Consider the following 15,963-nt stretch of genomic DNA (forward strand, 5'->3'; position numbering starts at 1 on the left):
CGGGTTTCTCAGTCCGCCGCCCCCGCCTGCATGGGCCGCACCGCCCGCAGCCGCAGGCTCAGCAGCAGCCCGCCCGCCACCAGCACGAGCGCCAGCACGTAGGCCCGCCGCAGGCCCTCGGCGAGTTCGGGGCCGCCCGACAGGATCGCGGCGGGACCGATCAGGAGGGCCATCAGCGCCACCCCCAGCGCCCCGCCCATCTGCCGGGCGAACAACACGCCGCTCGTCACCGCGCCGAGTTCCTCGCGCTCCGCCCGCTCCTGCGCCGAGAGCAGCAGGCTCAGCATGGCGAAGCCCATCCCCATGCCCACCACGAACCCCAGCACCGAGGTGACCCACAGCGGCGCGTGCACCGCAAAGGTGAGCGCCGCGAACGTCCCCGTCAGCACCAGGAAACCCACCTGCGAGAGCCGCGCGAGGGGCACGCGGTTGAGCAGCCGCGCCGCGAGGATGCTCGTCAGCGTCCAGCCCACCAGCATGGGCGTGAGGATGGCCCCGGCGCCCGTGGCACTCCCGCCGCCCACCCCCTGCGCGTACAGCGGGAGGTAGGCGATCACCCCGAAGTAAGCCGCCCCTCCCAGGAAATTGCCCGCGAAGGCGATGGCGGTCGTGCGCTGCCGCAGCGCCCCCATGGGCAGCAGGGGCTGGGGGTGCCGCCGTTCCACCATCACGGCGGCCAGCAGGATCAAGAGTCCCGCCCCCACCATCGCCCACAGCCGCGACTCCAGGCCCCACACCGTCAGGCCGCTGCCCAGGGTGAAGAGCGCCGCGCCCGCCCAGTCCAGCCGCGCCGGGTGCGGGGTGCCCGTCTCGCGCAGGTGGCGCAGGGCGATCAGCAGCGCCGCCACCCCGAATGGCAGCGAGGCATAGAAGGTCCAGCGCCACGAGAGCGTGTCCGTCAGCCAGCCGCCCAGCAACGGCCCCAGCAGCCCCGAGAGGCCCCACACTCCGCTGATAAAGGCCTGCACCCGCCCGCGTTCGGTCAGCGAGTACGTCTCCCCGATGATGGTCAGGGTCAGCGGCAGCACCGCCCCCGCTCCCAATCCCTGCAAGGCCCGTGCCCCCACCAGCCAACCCATGCTCTGCGCGAGGCCACACAGGGCGCTGCCCAAGAGGAACAGCACCACGCCCACGAGGTACAGCCGCCGCCGCCCCACCACGTCCGAGGCGCGGCCCCACAGTGGGCTGGAGACCGTGCTCGTGAGCAGGTAGACCGCGAAGGGCAGTGCGTAGAGCCGCTGGCCTCCCAGGTCCGCGATCACGCTGGGCATGGCGGTCGCCACCACGCTGGACTCCAGCGCCGCCAGAAAAACGCCCAGAATCAGGCCGGAGGTCGCCAGTTGCCGGACTCGCCGGGCCTGCGGGGAGAGGGGAGCCGCTTCGGTCATGGGGAGCAGGCTACTCCCCTCTCCAGCCTGGAACCCCAGGTCAATAACCCATGAAGAGAGACCCAGACCCAAGGAAAACCGCCCCCCGACTCGGGAGGGCGGCAGAGTGAGGAAGGGTTAGCGGCGGTCGGTGGGCAGGGCCGTGATCGCGGGGTGGGTCGCGGCGCCGCGGGCACCCAGCCACGAGAGCAGCAGGGTCAGCCCGGCGGCCAGCAGCCAGCCCAGGCCGGTGTTGCGGGCGGTGGTGCGGGCGGCCTGCTCAGCGCTCTCGGCGAGCTGCTGGCCCTGGCGCTCCAGTCGGTTGAGTTCGTTGGTGATCACCGTGCGGACTTCCTGAGCCTGGGCATTCGTCAGGCCCTGGCGCTCCAGCCGGGTCTCGAAGGACTCCCCGGTCAGGGCGTTGCGAATGGCGTTCAGGCGGGCGGGCACGAAGTCGGTGATGGTGCCCAGGTCCTGCTGGCCCAGGTCATAGGCCGAGCGGCGAAAGACGTTGGTCACCACGTTGGCGGCGGCGTCCACCTGCTCCTCGCTCAGGCTGGGGCTCTGCTCGGCGATCAGGTCAACCACGTCCTGCTGGTCGACCCCGCTGATGAAGTTCTGCAGGGCATTCTGAACCCCGCCGTCCTGGGCGGCATTGCCCGCCGCGCTGGTCGCCGTGCCCACCACGCTGCTCACGGCACTGGTCGCCAGACCCAGCAGGCTGCGGGCGGCCCCGAACAGGGTGTAGGTCAGCAGCAGCACCAGCAGGCCGCCCGTGATCAGCCCGGTCAACGAGGCGTCTTCCGGGGTCATCGCGGCGATGCCGTCGTCGTTGCGGGTCGAGGGCGCACTCGCCCGCACCGCCGTCCGCCCGGCCGCCCAGGCCCCGACCAGCGCGGCGATGGCCGTCCAGATCGCGGCCTGGATGCCGGTGCCGGTCAGCGTGATACCGGTCAGGGCGGTGATCACGAGGCCCAGGGCCAGCACGGTCAGGGTGCTCACCAAGCCCAGCACGACGCCCGCGAGGACGCCGCGCCAGCTCAGGCGACGGGAGAGCCGATCGGTGTTCAGGGTCATAGAACCTCCTGGGTGCGGGCCAGGGAAGGGGAGTGTCCAGAGGACGGCCCCGCCCGCATTCAGCTTTCACCCTAAGCGCCGATCCCTCTCCGGTGCGCCCCCGCTCGCTTAATGTCGTCCTCACACCAATCGGGGCGGGTGAGCACAGTTCGCTTCCGCCCTGGTCACTTGAGCGGCCCTTTACCTGTTCCGCCCTCCCCGCAGCGGGCGCGTTACGTTGCGGATATGACGCAGCGGACAGCATTGGGGGAGGGCAAGAGCGCCTTCGTGACCGGAGCCAGCAAGGGCATCGGGCTGGAGGTGGCGCGGGCACTCACGGGAGCCGGGTACGCGGTCACGATCACCAGCCGCAAGCAAGGCGAAATCGAGGCGGCGGCCCGCGAGATCGGCGGGCAGGCGCTGGGCGTGGTCTGCGACGTGCGCGACCCGCAGGCCCTCCAGCGGGCGGTGGACGCCCACGTGGAAGCCTTCGGCGGCCTCGACGTGCTGTTCGTCAACGCGGGGCTGGGGCACTTCGCCAACGTCGACGACCTGACGGTCGAGCAGTGGCAGGAGGTGATCGACACCAACCTCAGCGGCGCCTTTTACACGGTCAAGGCGGGTTTGAGCGCCCTCAAGCGGCGGGGCGGGTACATCTTTACCCTGTCGAGCCTCGCGGGGAAAAACCCCTTCGCGGGCGGCGGCGCCTACAACGCGAGCAAGTTCGGCCTCAACGGGCTGTCTGAGGTGCTGACCCTCGACCTGCGGCAGCACGGCATCAAGGTGACCCAGATCATGCCCGGCAGCGTGGCGACCTATTTCAACGGCCACACCCCCAACGAGGCCGATGCCTGGAAGATTCAGCCCGAGGACATCGCGCAGCTCACCCTCGACCTGCTGGCAATGCCGGAGCGCACGTTGCCGAGCCGCATCGAGGTTCGCCCCAGCCGCCCACCGCAGAAGTAAAGGCCGACGCTCCTTCCTGCCCCTGGCCCCAGGCCGGGGGCATTGCCTTGTGCCCCGCCCCCGTTCCCCGATTTGCCCTAGAATGCCCCGCGTGTACACGAACCGCCGCGCACACCACGAGTACGAACTGCTGGAGCGCTTCGAGGCGGGCATCGCCCTGACGGGCAGCGAGGTCAAGAGCGTCCGGGCAGGCGGCGTGGATTTCCGGGACGCCTTCGCGCGTCTGACGGGTGGGAATATCGAGCTGGAGGGGTTGTACATTCCGACCTACACTGAAGCCACCTACAACAACCACGAACCCCGCCGCCCCCGCCGATTGCTGCTGCACCGCGAGGAGATCGGCAAGCTGAAGCGGGCGCTGGAGCAAAAGGGTCTGACCCTGGTGCCCACGCGGCTCTACCAGAAGGGCCGGGTCTTCAAGGTCGAGCTGGCCCTGGCCCGTGGCAAGAAGCTCCACGACAAGCGCCGCGCCGAAGCTGAGAAGACCCTGCGCCGGGAGCTGCGCGAACTGTGAGGGGGCCGCGCTTGAGCCGGGCGCTCGCCCGCCCGCTGCTGCTCTCGGCCGCCCTCCTGATGGCGGGGCTGGCGGGGGCGCAGATCGCCTTCTCGCGCCTCAACCTCGCCGGGCAGCAGGTTCAGAGCGTGAATCTCTACGGGGCCGAGTACGCCAGCCAGAGCGTGCTGGACCGGGTGGTCCGCATCAGCCGCGAGGGCCAGGTCATCCGGGTGGAGGGGTACGGGCACGTCCTGCTGTTCCCCCTCGACGAGGACCCGCAGCGGGCCGCCACCGACTTCAACACCGTGCAGCTCGACACCGAGCGTGTGAAGGCCCGCACCGCGACCCTGCTCAACGGCAATCTCTACCTGCCGCTGGACACGCTGGCGCGGGGCCTGGGGGCGCAGTACCGCGCCGGGAACTTCCGGGTGATTCCTGCCCGGCTCCAGGGGGTGAGCAGCCGCGCGGGGGCGAGCAGCGACCGCCTCGTGCTGGACCTCACCCGCGACGTGAGCTTCAGCGACGAGCTGCGCGGCACCACCGTCACCGTGACGCTGGAGGACGTGCAGGGCGAGGCGCGGCGCTACACCACACGCGGGGCCTTCGTGCCGCGTGCTCAGGTGGCCCGCGACGGGGAGGACCTGAGGCTCAGCTTCACCCTGCCGCCCGGCAGCGGCTACCGGGTCTACCGGGTGGTGCGGCCCGGCGGGTCCCGGCTCGTCGTGGACGCGGGGCCGGGCATTCCCTACACCAGCCCGGCCCTGCTGGAGCGCATCTCGCGCCCGCTGATCGTGCTGGACCCCGCCCGCGTCGAGGGGTTGGGGCGCGACGTGACGCTGGACGTGGCTCGCCGCGCTGCCGAACTGCTGAGTCAGGCGGGGTGGCAGGTGCGCCTGACCCGCGACGGGCAGAGTGCCCTGGGCCTGAACCAGAAGCTCGCGCTGGCCCGCCGCAGCGACGTGTACCTCGCGCTCAACCTGGGGCGCTTTCCCGGCACCGACCGGGGCGGCGTGACCGTGTACGAACCCACCGGCCGCTCAACCGCGCAGATCGTGGAGGCGGTGCGTTCGGGCGGCAAGGCTCCCTACATCGACCTTGCCATCGGGGGGTCGGGGGGGACCAAGCGCCTCAGCGAGCTGCTGCGGGGCGAACTGAAGGGGGGCGGCGTGACCGCGCAGGCCGAGACGGTCAGCCGCACGCTCACGCTGGGTGAGGCGCCGCAGGCCGCGCTGCTGCTGGAACTCGGCTGGGTGGGCAACGAGGAGGATCGCGCCGACCTCGCCTCCGCCGGGCGACTGCGGGCGATGTCGGTCGCGGTGGCCCGCTCGGTGGCGACCTACCTCACCGCCCGCGCCGCGAACGCCGGGCGCACGGTGTCGGCCACGCCCGCTGCCGACACCCAGGCCAGCGGCACGGCAGGAGCAGGCCAATGAAGCGCCTCTTTTCCCTCTTCAACGTGGTAAGCCTGGCCCTGCTGGGAGCGGCGGCCTATGCCTATACGGAAGTGCAGCGGCCCCCGGCGACGCCCGAAGCGCCCAAGCTCCAGCTTCAGGAGCGGCAGTCCAAGCCGGTCAAGGTCTACTTCAGCGACGCGCAGGTCCAGACCATGAAGCCCGAGACCCGCACCGTGCAGGTCACCCAGGACACGCCCGCCGCCACCGCGCAGGCGGCGCTGCGGGCCTGGGCGAACGGGCCGCAGACGCAGGGGTCGCTCCCGGTCGTGCCCAAGGGCAGTCCCGCGCCGAACGTGTGGCTGCGCGGCACGCACGTCTACGTGGACCTGCCGGAGAGCTACCAGCGGCTGCGCTACGGCACCAGCGGCGAGCGGATGCTGCTGTGCACGCTGACCCGCACCCTGCTGGAGGTGCGTGGGCAGGACGTGACCTTCCTGGTCGGGGGCAAGAACGTCGAAACCCTGTGGCACCTCGACCTGCGCGAGCCGTACCGCGCCCAGGACTGCACCGACCAGTGACCCGGCCCGCCTAAGTCATGCTCCGCAGCATCACCCTCCACGGCTTCAAGAGCTTCGCCGACCGCACCCGGCTGGAGTTCGGCCCCGGCGTCAGCGCCGTCATCGGGCCGAACGGCAGCGGCAAGAGCAACGTGGTGGAGGCGATTCGCTGGGCGACCCACGGGGCGCGGGCGCGTGAACTTCGGGCCGGACGCGGCACCGAGCTGATCTTCCACGGGAGCGGCGGCAAGGCTCCCCTGGGGCTGGCCGAGGTCGAACTCGAGCTCCAGACGCCGGAGGGCCGGGTCAACCTCAGCCGCCGGGTCTACCGCGACGGCACCGCCGAACAGGACCTGGGGGGCCGCCCTGCCCGCGCCCGCGACGTGCAGTCGGCCCTGCGCGGCACCGGGCTGGGGCCGGGGGGCCTCGCCGTCATCGGGCAGGGCGAGGTCAGCGGGGTCGTGCAGGCCGAGGGCCGCACCCTGCTGGGCTACGTGCAGGAGGCCGCTGGGCTCTCCCGCGCGGTGAGTGCGAGGCTGGAGGCGGCGGCCCGGCTGCGCGAGGCCGGGGAACACCTGGACCGCCTGCGGCTGGTGCAGGGCGAGCGGGCGGCGGCGGTCGAGCGGCTCGCGCAGGCCGCCCAGGATGCCCAGACCCACCGGCAGCTCAGCGCCCGCGTCCTGACCCTGGAGGACGCCCTGCGCCGCGAGCGCCAACTCGCCCTGGGACGCGAGATTGCAGCGGCTCGGCAGGAGGCGGAGTCACTGGAAACGCGCTCCGCTGCCCTCGCCGGGGAGGTCGCTCGGGGGGCTGAGCGGGTGGAAGCCGCCCGCGACGCCGCCCACGCCGCCCGCGCCCGCGCGGAGGCGTTCGCCGGGGCGCTCGACGCGCTGCGGGCCGCCCGTGACGCGCACGCTCAGGCCGAACGCTACGCCGCTCATCTGGGCGCCGAGGCCGAGCGGCTAGAGGCAGAGTTCGCCGCCCTGCCTGCCCAGGCCCCCGCCGAACCCGCCCCCGACCTCCCCGCGCTGGAAGCCGAGGTCACCGCTGCCCGCACCCGTGCCGAGGCCGCCGAACGCCGCGCCCGCACCCTGGAAGCCGAACTATCCCGCGCCCAGGCCCAGGCTGCCCGCACCGCCGAGGCCGCCGCCCGCCTCGACGCCAGCCGCGAGACGCTGCGCAACGAGCTGGACCGCGCCGAGGGCAATCTGGAGTCGGCGCTGGACTCTCTGGCCGCCGCCCAGGAGCGCCTGACCGCGCTGACCGCCGCCCGCGACGAGGCCGAGGCCGCCCACGCCGCCCAGGCCGCCGGACTCGCGCAGGCCCAGGCCCACGCCCGCCACTTGGAGGGCGAACTCGCCCGCCTGAATGCCGGAGTCGCCCCCCTCCGCCGCGAGCGCGAGCGGTTGGAAGCGGCGCTCAACTCCTACGCCCGTTACGGCGAGGGTGCCCGCAACGCCCTGCGCCTCGATCATCCCGGCATCGTGGGGTCGGTGGCAGACCTCCTGACCGTGCCCGCCGAGTACGAGACGGCCGTGACCGCCGCCCTGGGGCGCCGCCTGGAACAGATTGTCGTCCACTCCGGCGAGGATGCCCGCACCATCATCGAGGAACTCAAGCGGGTGGGGGGCCGGGCGACCTTCCTCCCGCTGGACCTCCTGCGGCCCCGCCCCCGGCGCGACGGGGGGCTGCTGCGCGAGGCGGGCGTGGTAGGCAACCTCGCCGACCTGTGCCCCACCGACCCGCCGCTCGTGGGGGAGGCGATCCTGGCCGACACGCTGATCGTAGATGACCTGCGGGCCGCCAACCGCCTCGCCCGCGCGTATCCGAACCGCCCGCGCCTCGTGACCCTGGAGGGCGAACTGCTGGAGGCCGGGGGCGCGATTACGGGCGGACGCCTGCGCGACAGCGGGAGCAGCGTGCTGGCCGACCAGCGCCGCTTTCAGGAGCTGGACGCCGAGCTGGAGGACGCCGAGCAGCGCACCGCCCGCCTGCGGGCCGAGCTGGAGCGGGTTCAGGCGGGGCTAGCGTGGACCGGGACTGGCCCCTCTTCCCTCCAACTCACCCGCGACGCTGCCGTCCGCGAGGCCCGTGACGCCGAGCGCCGCGTTACCGAGCTGGAGGCGCAGGCCCGCAGCCTGACCGCCCACCGCGACCGCCTGCGCGAACGGCTGGAGGCCTCGGCCCCCGCCGTTCCTGCCCAGCCCACCGAGCCGCCCGCCGACCCCGCCGCGCTGGAAGCCGAGTTGCTCGCCGCCCGCCGCGCCGCCGAGGAGGGCCGCGCCGGGGAACGGGCAGCGCTGGAGGCCCTGGCCCTGGCCCGCGAACTGGACGCCGCGTGGCGGGCCTACCGCAGCGCCCACGCCCGCGCCGCCGACCTGCGGGAGCGCCTGGCCGCCAACGCCGCCGCCCAGCAGACCCAGGGCACCCACCTCGCCGGAGCCGCCGCCGAGGTCGCCCGCCGCGAGGCCGCCCTGGGAACCCTCGACGAGCACGAACTCGCCCGCGCCGAGGCCGAGCGGGAGGCCGCGACCCAGGCCTACACCTCGCTGATCGGGGAGCAGAACAAGGTCCGCGCCCGCCTGGAGGACCTGCGCCTGCTCGTCGCCCGGCGCGAGGGCAGCCTGGAGCCCCTGCCGGATGGATGCAGTCCCCCCGGTACTCCCCGCGAGTGGACCGCCGAACTGACCCGCGTGCGCGGCGAGCTGGAGCGCCTCGGCCCCGTGAATGCCCGCGCCGAGGCCGACCACGCGCTGGAGGTCGCCGAGCTGGAGCGCCTCTCCGCCGAGCTCGGGGACGCCGAGGCCGCCGCCGCCGAGTTGCAGGCCCACCTCACCGGGCTGGAGGGGGCCGAGGAGGAGGCCACCCGCGCGGCCTTCGGGCGCGTCAATACCGCCTTCCGGGAGTACTCCGCCGAACTGCTGGGGGGCCAGGGCGACCTGGAACCCGAGGAAGACGCCTCGGGCCGCCTGACCGGGCTGCGCCTCGCCGTCCAGCCCAAGGGCAAGCGCACCCGCTCCATGACCCTCCTCAGCGCGGGCGAGCGCACGATGGCGGGGCTGGGGTTCCTCTTCGCGCTGAACCACGCCGGGGGAGAGGGCGGGGCGGGCGGCCTGCCCCTCGCCGTGCTGGACGAGGTGGACGCCCCGCTGGACGAGGCGAACATCCGCCGCTTCACGGCCTTTCTGGAACGCTTCTCCGCGCGGGGCGCCCAGTTCCTGCTCGTCACCCACCAGAAGGCCACGATGGAAGTCGCCCACGCACTGTGGGGCGTGACTACCGACGCGTCCGGGGCCAGCCGGGTTCTGAGCATCCGCCAGGGGGACGAGGCGCCCGCGCGGTCCTCGGCCGTTTGAGGAGGGGCTGGGTAAGCCAGTCGCCGGATGCCCTTTCGCCATGTCCCGCGCCATCCTGCCCGCCATGACTGAGCAGACGCCCCCCGAAGTGCTCGCGGGCATCCTGACCCGCTGGCAGCGGCGGGAGTATGCCGAACTCGCCCGCTGGCTGCCTGCCTCCGGTGTCCGGCCCGACCCCTGGCGCACGCCGACGGGCCGGGAGGTGAAGGCCGCCCGGTTGCACTACCGCCGTCAGCCCCTGCGCGACTTCCGCATCCTGACCGCCACCGACACGGACCCCGCCGCCGCCAACGTCGTCGCGGACCTGTTCTGCGTGGTGGACGGCGAACTGGAATGGCAGCGCCGCCGTTACCGGATGATTCACCTTGGCCCGGACGGTCGGCCCCGGCCGCGGGACTGCCCGGAGGGGCTGTGGGTGCCGCTCGCGGTGTATGCCGTGGCATTGCCGCCGGGTCTGCGGGCCTGACCTACTCCCGCACGTCTCTCCAGACCAGCCCGTCCCCCGCCGCGCACAGCGGGCACTCCGCTGCCGGGAAGGTCTGGAAAGGCGGCGCCATCAGCGTGGCCAGCCGTTCGCCCTCCAGCCGCGTCCGGCTGAGCCACGCGCTGACGCCGAGGACCGTGTGGCCCTGTTCTCGCAGGAAGGCCAGGACGGCGCGGGCGTCCGTCCCGGTGCAGATCAGGTCGTCCACGTAGACGACCCGCTCGCCGGGCGTGGGGACGTGCATCCGGTGCCAGCCGGGTCGCTCGCCCGTCAGGACATAGGCGACGGGCAACCCGAGGTGCCGCGCCACGAAGGAGGCCAGGACCGCCCCGCACGCGGGCGCCCCCACCAGCAGGGTCGCCTCGGGAAACGCGGCCCGCAGCGAGGCCGCCTGCACCGCTGCCACCCCGTCCAATGTGGCCGGATCGCGGACGATCTCCCCCTTCTCTATCCAGCCGTCCCCATGAAGGCCGTTGCGAAAGGCGGTGTGGCCGGGGCGTAGAGCGCCGCGTTCTCCCAGCAGCCGGGGGAGGTCAGCCGTCACGGAACATCCTGCGCCAGCACGTCGGCCAGCAGCGCCCGCCCAAGCGGTCCCGCTATCCACGGCAGAAGGCGGGCAACCTCGGCAGGGGAGCCGGCGATTCGGTGGCGCGTTTCAAATGCTGGGTTGAAGACGTCCAGCCGCACCCGCGCCTGGTAGCGCAACTGGAAGTACGGCTCCGGCGTCAGCCCCTCCACCCGCACGGCTCCCAGCAGGCGGCAGGCCAGCACTTCCGCGCAGGCTTCTTCCTGAACCTCACGCCGCAGTGTCGCCTCCCAGTCCTCCCCGGCTTCCGGGTGGCCGCCGGGCAGACTCCACGTTTCGCCGTTCTCGGACACCAGCACCACGCGGCCCTCCTCGGTCAGGCAGACGCCGCTGATCTGTGTGACTGCTTCACCAGAGGAAGGCTGATAACCCGGCAGCCACGTCAGCACGGTGGGGCGGCCCTCCCAGCTTCCGCGCTCGGTCACCCCACCGCTCACCCGTCCAGCCGCTGCACGCTGCTTCCGGCTACGCTCTTGGTGACCAGCAGGCGGCTGGGCAGGCGTTCGGAGAGGCTTTCCACGTGCGTCACCACGCCCACCATGCGGCCCTGGGTGCGGAGGTTTTCCAGCGCCCCCGCGACCGCCTCCAGCGCCTGCGGGTCGAGCGTGCCGAAGCCCTCGTCGAGAAAGAGCGCCCCCAGCACCTTGTTCCCGGCGAGGTAGTCGCTCAGGGCGATGGCGAGCGAGAGGCTGGCGAGGAAGGTCTCGCCGCCCGACAAGGTCTTGACCCCCCGCGTCTCGCCCGCGTTCCAGAGGTCCTGCACGACGTACTCGCCATTTTCCAGCGCGAGGCGGTAGCGGCCGTCGCTGATGTCGTAGAGGAGTGCCCCCGCTCCAGTCAGGAGTTGCGCCTCCACCTCGGACAGCAGGTAGCTCTGGAACTCGTTGGCCTTGAGGGTGTTCGTGAGGGTCTGCCAGGTGTCGAGCTGCCCGGCGACCTCTCCCGCCTGCCGCTCGATCTCGGCCTTGCGCTCCAGCCGCTCGCGGGCCACCCGCTCCTGCTCGGCGAGGCTCCCGGCCCGCTCGCGGGCGGTGGTGAGTGCGGCGTCCGTCGCGGTGAGGTCGCGCTCGGCCTGGCGCAGGTTCGCCGGGTCGAAGGGTTCCAGCCCGAGCTGCCGCTCCAGCTCCGCGAGCTGTGCCCGCAGGTGCCCGACCTGCGCGGTGTGGGTCCGCGCGGCCTCCTCCAGCGCGGTGATCTCGGCTTCGGGGAGGGCGGCGGCGCGGGCCTGGGCCGCGTCCAGCCGCAGTTCTGCCAGGGCCGAGGTCAGCGCCGCGCTTGCGTCCGCCGCTTCATGGGTGCGGCCCGCCGCCGCTGCCGCCGCCGAGCGCAGGGTTGCCGCCGCCGCCGCGTGGGTACTCTCGGCGCGGGCGAGCGTGGCCTGCGCCTCGGTCAGGCGTGCCCGTACCGTCTTGATCTCCGCCAGCAGCCGTTGCCGCTCGCGGGCGGGGTCAGCCCCGGCAGAGCGCACCCGCGCCGCCAGTCCCGCGACGAGCCGTGCGGCGGTGTCGGCGGGGTCGCCCGAGACGTTCGCCTCCAGCACGCGCAGGTCGGCCTCGCGCTGGGTGAGCTGGGCTTCCCAGTCGCGCAGCTCGGCGGCCTGCTCCTCGGTGGACTTTTTCAGACTGGCGAGTTCCAGCCCGATCTCCTTGTAGCGCAAGCGGCGGCCTTCCAGGTCGGCGGTCAGGGCCGCCACGCGGGTTTCCAGCGCGGCGAGGTTGTGCTCGGCGGGCGGTGGGAGGATCTGCACGATGCCCTCACATAGCGGACACGGCTCCCCGAAGTGCAGGTGCGAGCGGTAGGCGGCGAGGCCCGCCTCCACCCGCGCAGCCTCCAGTTCGGCCTGCGCCCGGTCGAGTTCGGCCTTGGCCTGCTGGCCCTCGCGTTTGGTCCGGGCCTGCTCCCCGGTCAATGCGTCGTGCTGGGTCAACTCGGCCCTCTGCCGCTCGCGGCTGGACTCCAGCGCGGTCTTCTGAGCCTCCAGTTGCACCCGCTCCTGCCGCAGCTTCTCCAACTTCTGCGCTCCCTCGCGGGCGGCCAGGAAAGCGTCCTCGTCCCAGGGCAGGGGAGAGGCGTGGGTGCTTTGCGGGGTGCCCCCGGCGCGGCGCAACCGGGCGGCGTCGGCCTCGGCCTCGCGCAGGGTGTCGGCCTTCGCCTCCAGGTCGGGGATGCGCTGCTCTGCCAGCGCCGCTGCCTCCAAACCCGCCTGCGCGGAGTCCACGGCTTGCCGGGCCGCTGCCTCCGCACTGGCGGCCCGGTGGCGTTCGGCTTCCTCACGTTCGGCGGCGATGCGGGCGCGTTCGGCGGCGTCCAGCAGCGGCAGCACTCCGGCCACCCGCCGCGCCCGCGCTGCGCGTTCCGCACCCTCCCGCACCTGCCGGGCGCGGCCCTCCAGCACGTCCAGCCGCCGGGTGGTGTCCTCGCGCTCGCGCCACACGCCCTCCAGCGCCCGCAGACGGTTGACCTGCCCCTGAAGGCGCTCGCGGGTGTCGGTCAGCCGCTCGGCCTCGGCGCTCACGGCCTCGCGTTCGGCCCGCAAGCCCTTGACCGTTTCCACCGTCACGCCCGCGTATTCGCCCTCTAGCAGCGCGTGCAGGCTGCCGAGCTGGTGCTTGAGGCCCTTGGCGCGGTCCCCGGCAAAGCCGTGCATCGCCTTGACATGCTCCAGGCCCATCAACTCGCCCAGCAGGGCTTGCCGCTCGCGCCCGGTGCCGTGCAGGAGCCGCGAGAACTCACCTTGTGGCAGCAGCACGCTGCGGGCAAAGGTCTTGAAATCCAGCCCCACTACCCGCGCGATGCGCTCGCCCACCGCCCGCGTCCCGCCGTCGCTGAGGCCCACCCAGCGGTCTCCCTCGCGGCGCTCCAGCCGCACCTCGTTCTCGGCCTGCCGCCGCCCCTTGGACCGGGCGACCCGGTAGGTCTCGTCCCCCACCTCAAAGGTGAGGCTGACTGACAGCCCCCGCTCCCCCTGCGAGATCAGCGCGTCGAGGCCCGTTGCCCCCAGCCGGGGCGTGGTGCCGTACAGGGCGAAGGTCATCGCGTCGAGCAGGCTGGACTTGCCGCTGCCCGTCGGCCCGACGAGCGCGAACAGTTCGAGGTCTGAGAAATCCAGCGTGGTGTGCTGCCGGAAGGCGGTGAAGCCCTGGAGTTCGAGGGCGAGGGGCCTCACGCCACCACCCCTTCTTCCTCGCCCCGCGCGGCCTCGTCCGCCTCGCGGAAGGCGTCGCGTAAGTCGCCCGGCAACTCGCCCCGCCGCTCTTGATGGAAACGCTCGTAGAGGTCCAGTAGGCTCAGGCCCTCGCGCCGCCGCTCGGGCAGGGCGAGGTCTTCCTGCACCGCGTCCAGCTCCACCGCCAGCGTATTGGGCAGCCGCCGCAGCACCCGGTCCTTGAGGCCCGGCAGCGCGGTGCCCGAGGGTGCCCGCACGACCACCTTGACGAGGCCGGGAAACCCCTCCAGGGCCGCGAGCCGCGCGTCCACGTTGTCCAGCGTGACCCGCACGGTCCGCAGTTCGCGCCCGCTGGCGAGCGGAATCGGGAGGACGCGGGCAGGGCGCCCCGGCTCCACCTCCACCAGATTGACCTGCTTCTTCTCGCCGCCCTCCCCGAAGTCAAGCTGGACCACCGAGCCGGGGTAGTGCGCGAGCGGCATCTCCGAGTTCTGCTGCGGCTTGTGGACGTGCCCCAGCGCCACGTACTGCGCCGTCGCCGGAAGTTGCAATGGCGAGAGCGTGTAGGCGTTGAGCAGGTCAAACTGCATGGTGCGCTCGGAGCCGCTGGGGACCGCGCCGTCCATCGTGGCGTGGGCCATCAGCATGTTGACGCCCCCCGGCCGGAAGCCCTCCGCGAGCCGCCGCAGGAAAAAGCCCATGCCCTCGCGGTACTTCTGCCGCCACGCGCCCACGTCGCCGCCCAGCACGTCGGCCGCCTTGACGAGCCGCCGCTCGGACAGGAAGGGCAGCGCCCCCACCGTCAGCGTCTCGCCGCCGCGCGTCTGCACGGTGCGGATCATGTCCAGCGGGTTGGCGGTGGGCTGCGCCACGAGCTGCACGCCCACCCACCCCAGCAGCCCGGCAAGGCTGTGCAGCCGGGCCGCGCTGTCATGGTTCCCGGCGATGGCGACCGCCGGGATATTCGCGTCGCGCAGCCGCAGGAAGAAGTCGAAGACCGCCGCCTCCGCCTCCGCCGAGGGGTTCACCGTATCGAAGAGGTCGCCCGACACCAGCACCACGTCGGCCCGTTCGCTGCGGGCCAGCTCCGCGATCTCGGTCAGTGCCCCATGAATCTCGGGCGTCCGGTCAAAGCCCCTCAGATTCCGCCCGGCATGGAAATCGGCGGTGTGAAGTACGCGCATGACGGAAAAAATAGCACGGGGACGGGTTCGGCGCCGTAGCATATGGGCATGAGCGACCCCGCCTTCCAGCGCATGAGTGTGGAGGAGTACCTCCGCACCGAGCCGGACAGTCCGGTCAAGCGGGAGTACGTGAACGGATTCGTGTACGTGCTCGATCAGGGGGACGGGGCGCGGGCACAGGCCGGGGCCAGCAAGGGGCACGTCACCATCACGGGCAACGTCCACCATGCCCTGTACGGCCCGTGCCGCCGCGCCCACCGCCGCCTCTACGCCTCGGACATGAAAGTCCGGATCGAGCCCGAGGGGTCTTTCTACTACCCCGACGTGATGGTCGCCTGCGGACCAGACAACGGCGAGCCCTACTTCGAGTCCTCCCCCTGCCTGCTGGTCGAGGTGCTGTCCCGCCGCACCGCCGCTACCGACCGGCATGCCAAATATGCGGCGTATACGTCCCCGCCTTCCCTCCGAACCTACCTGATCGTCGCGCAGGAGGAGCGGCGGGTCTACGCCTACCATCGGGAGGACAGCGAATGGGTCCTCACCGAGTACGCAGGCCAGGGGGTCATTCCGCTGCCGTGCCCGCAGACGGAATTGCCGCTGGACGAGATTTACGCGGGCGTGCAGGACGCCTGAGCCGTCGCTACCTCCCACAGCCCCGTCGCCGCCTGATCCACCTGCCGCATCAGCTCCACCGTCCCCGCCAGCGCCCCCAGCATCCGCTGATAGTGCTGCACGTCCCCGAAGCTCAGCGTTCGCCCGCGCCGATCCTTCAGCCATTTCTCAGCGGGCTGATAACCACCCACGCGGAAGCTCCAGACTTCCGGCGGCACGCCCGTGAACCACTGCTGCGGGTTGATCAGCACTTTGCCCGCCTCACTTCCATCCGCGCTCCTCCCCTCCGCACTGTCGCCCGCTGCGGGCGGCGAATACTTTGGATACCCCTTCATTACCTCGTTTCCGCCCGCCTTGGGAAAGCCGCCCAGCTTGGGCGCCGTTCTCAGCAGGTGCAAGCCCGCCAGTTCGGCTCCCAGCTCCGCCAGCGCCCGGAAGCGTTCCGCCGAGTCGGGCAGGGGAATGCGCGGAAAATCCGTGCGGAGGAAATCGGCGTAGCGCGTGCGGTAGTTCGGACTATGCAGCACCGCGTAGATGTAATGAAACACGTCCTCGGGCGTGTAGAGGTCAGGGTTGCCATTCGTCTCGCCGTCGGGGGCGAAAGTCAGGTCCGTGGCTTCCGTCAGCGCCGTGATGAACTTCTTGGAGATGTTGGGCGTCCGGCCTTTCGAGTCAATTGGGAAATCGTAGGCAGTCAGCATCGGGCCGTTTGCTTCATGCTGTGGTTTGTAAGCGTACA

The 15,963-nt window shown here is 72.2% G+C and carries 14 protein-coding genes; 7 read left to right on the forward strand and 7 right to left on the reverse strand.

The features are described 5' to 3' along the window. Nucleotides 1-8 precede the first annotated feature (8 nt). Nucleotides 9-1,388 carry an MFS transporter gene (locus C3K08_RS05885; protein ID WP_104990461.1) on the reverse strand — a complete coding sequence of 460 codons (1,380 nt, stop codon included), beginning with the start codon at nucleotides 1,386-1,388 and terminating at the stop codon, nucleotides 9-11. A 117-nt stretch (nucleotides 1,389-1,505) separates the two neighbouring features. Further along, on the reverse strand, nucleotides 1,506-2,444 hold the full coding sequence (locus C3K08_RS05890; RefSeq protein ID WP_104990462.1) for a hypothetical protein: 939 nt from the start codon (nucleotides 2,442-2,444) through the stop codon (nucleotides 1,506-1,508). Nucleotides 2,445-2,669: 225 nt separating this feature from the next. Between C3K08_RS05890 and C3K08_RS05895 the strand changes: the two genes are divergently transcribed. From C3K08_RS05895 to C3K08_RS05920, 6 genes are all read left to right on the forward strand, one after another. Further along, nucleotides 2,670-3,389, forward strand: coding sequence for an SDR family oxidoreductase (locus tag C3K08_RS05895; RefSeq protein ID WP_104990463.1), 720 nt, complete (start codon nucleotides 2,670-2,672; stop codon nucleotides 3,387-3,389). 82 nt (nucleotides 3,390-3,471) lie between these two features. Next, the gene (gene smpB, locus C3K08_RS05900; protein ID WP_104990464.1) at nucleotides 3,472-3,903 is read left to right on the forward strand and encodes an SsrA-binding protein SmpB; all 432 of its coding nucleotides are present in this window, start codon (nucleotides 3,472-3,474) and stop codon (nucleotides 3,901-3,903) included. A gap of 59 nt (nucleotides 3,904-3,962) precedes the next feature. Continuing rightward, on the forward strand, nucleotides 3,963-5,318 hold the full coding sequence (locus tag C3K08_RS05905; protein WP_104991942.1) for an N-acetylmuramoyl-L-alanine amidase: 1,356 nt from the start codon (nucleotides 3,963-3,965) through the stop codon (nucleotides 5,316-5,318). Next, on the forward strand, nucleotides 5,315-5,857 hold the full coding sequence (locus tag C3K08_RS05910; protein ID WP_104990465.1) for a GerMN domain-containing protein: 543 nt from the start codon (nucleotides 5,315-5,317) through the stop codon (nucleotides 5,855-5,857). Before C3K08_RS05905 ends, C3K08_RS05910 begins: the two co-directional genes overlap by 4 nt. A gap of 17 nt (nucleotides 5,858-5,874) precedes the next feature. Beyond that, nucleotides 5,875-9,192: a chromosome segregation SMC family protein gene (locus C3K08_RS05915; RefSeq protein WP_104990466.1), complete on the forward strand. Its 3,318-nt coding sequence runs from the start codon at nucleotides 5,875-5,877 to the stop codon at nucleotides 9,190-9,192. Nucleotides 9,193-9,232: 40 nt separating this feature from the next. Next, nucleotides 9,233-9,658 carry a hypothetical protein gene (locus C3K08_RS05920; protein ID WP_158679856.1) on the forward strand — a complete coding sequence of 142 codons (426 nt, stop codon included), beginning with the start codon at nucleotides 9,233-9,235 and terminating at the stop codon, nucleotides 9,656-9,658. Between the two features lies 1 nt (nucleotide 9,659). On the opposite strand, the gene C3K08_RS05925 is transcribed toward C3K08_RS05920, so the two are convergent. Genes C3K08_RS05925 through C3K08_RS05940 form a run of 4 tightly spaced genes read right to left on the reverse strand, consistent with a single transcriptional unit; the run spans nucleotide 9,660 to nucleotide 14,612 of the window. Beyond that, nucleotides 9,660-10,220, reverse strand: a complete 561-nt coding sequence (locus C3K08_RS05925) for an orotate phosphoribosyltransferase (protein ID WP_234009191.1) — start codon at nucleotides 10,218-10,220, stop codon at nucleotides 9,660-9,662. Next, nucleotides 10,217-10,687 (reverse strand): NUDIX hydrolase, encoded by a 471-nt coding sequence (locus tag C3K08_RS05930; RefSeq protein WP_158679857.1) that lies wholly within the window; start codon nucleotides 10,685-10,687, stop codon nucleotides 10,217-10,219. Before C3K08_RS05930 ends, C3K08_RS05925 begins: the two co-directional genes overlap by 4 nt. Nucleotides 10,688-10,695: 8 nt before the next feature. Further along, nucleotides 10,696-13,428 (reverse strand): AAA family ATPase, encoded by a 2,733-nt coding sequence (locus tag C3K08_RS05935; RefSeq protein WP_104990469.1) that lies wholly within the window; start codon nucleotides 13,426-13,428, stop codon nucleotides 10,696-10,698. Further along, the gene (locus tag C3K08_RS05940) at nucleotides 13,425-14,612 is read right to left on the reverse strand and encodes an exonuclease SbcCD subunit D (RefSeq protein WP_199777003.1); all 1,188 of its coding nucleotides are present in this window, start codon (nucleotides 14,610-14,612) and stop codon (nucleotides 13,425-13,427) included. The genes C3K08_RS05935 and C3K08_RS05940 overlap by 4 nt, the downstream gene beginning before the upstream one ends. A gap of 48 nt (nucleotides 14,613-14,660) precedes the next feature. Between C3K08_RS05940 and C3K08_RS05945 the strand changes: the two genes are divergently transcribed. Further along, the gene (locus C3K08_RS05945; protein ID WP_104990471.1) at nucleotides 14,661-15,245 is read left to right on the forward strand and encodes a Uma2 family endonuclease; all 585 of its coding nucleotides are present in this window, start codon (nucleotides 14,661-14,663) and stop codon (nucleotides 15,243-15,245) included. On the opposite strand, the gene C3K08_RS05950 is transcribed toward C3K08_RS05945, so the two are convergent. After that, nucleotides 15,221-15,925 carry a type ISP restriction/modification enzyme gene (locus tag C3K08_RS05950; RefSeq protein WP_104990472.1) on the reverse strand — a complete coding sequence of 235 codons (705 nt, stop codon included), beginning with the start codon at nucleotides 15,923-15,925 and terminating at the stop codon, nucleotides 15,221-15,223. The genes C3K08_RS05945 and C3K08_RS05950 overlap by 25 nt on opposite strands. Between the last annotated feature and the right edge of the window lie 38 nt (nucleotides 15,926-15,963).

The organism is Deinococcus sp. NW-56 (assembly GCF_002953415.1).
GTDB lineage: Bacteria > Deinococcota > Deinococci > Deinococcales > Deinococcaceae > Deinococcus.